The organism is Lactobacillus selangorensis (assembly GCF_001437205.1).
In the GTDB taxonomy this organism is placed as follows: domain Bacteria; phylum Bacillota; class Bacilli; order Lactobacillales; family Lactobacillaceae; genus Paralactobacillus; species Paralactobacillus selangorensis.
The window spans coordinates 1-613 of record NZ_JQAZ01000021.1 but is presented as its reverse complement, the minus strand read 5'-3'; the positions used below and the strand labels follow the sequence as shown (position 1 = coordinate 613).

Annotated in this window: 2 tRNA genes; both read right to left on the bottom strand. The window is 47.3% G+C overall.

Annotated features, from left to right (window positions below):
• Positions 1–319: 319 nt before the first annotated feature.
• A tRNA-Ala gene (locus IV40_RS10445) sits at positions 320–395 on the bottom strand.
• Between the two features lie 30 nt (positions 396–425).
• Positions 426–502, bottom strand: a tRNA-Ile gene (locus IV40_RS10440).
• Between the last annotated feature and the right edge of the window lie 111 nt (positions 503–613).

Here is a 613-nt window from a genome sequence, read left to right as displayed (position 1 = left end):
TTCGCAGGCTACCACGTCTTTCATCGCCTCTGACTGCCAAGGCATCCACCGTATGCGCTTCTTCACTTGACCATATAACCCCAAGCAATCTGGTTATACTGTGAAGACGACATTCGCCGAAAATTCGAATTTCTCAATTAAGAGAACTCACAAATTTTACCTTAGCCTGATCCGTTACCAGTGAAAGTAACGTTCAGTCTATCTTTCTATCACATACCCAAATTTTTAAAGAACGATCTAATCAAAGACTAGAAATCAACATTCACCATCGCAGTGATGGAATGCTCATTTCTAAGCTTTCAACGTCTAGAAGCAGTAGTGGTGGAGCCAAACGGGATCGAACCGTTGACCTCCTGCGTGCAAGGCAGGCGCTCTCCCAGCTGAGCTATGGCCCCGTATTTCTACAGGCGTTTCCCACACAAAATTGGTGGGTCTGGGCAGATTCGAACTGCCGACCTCACCCTTATCAGGGGTGCGCTCTAACCAACTGAGCTACAGACCCAATTTCGGGCTGCTTCTTTATCGTCTTCTTCAATGAATCAAGCAATTCGTGTGGGAACTTATGGAGCAGCTGATGTCGTCGATTAAGGAGGTGATCCAGCCGCAGGTTCCC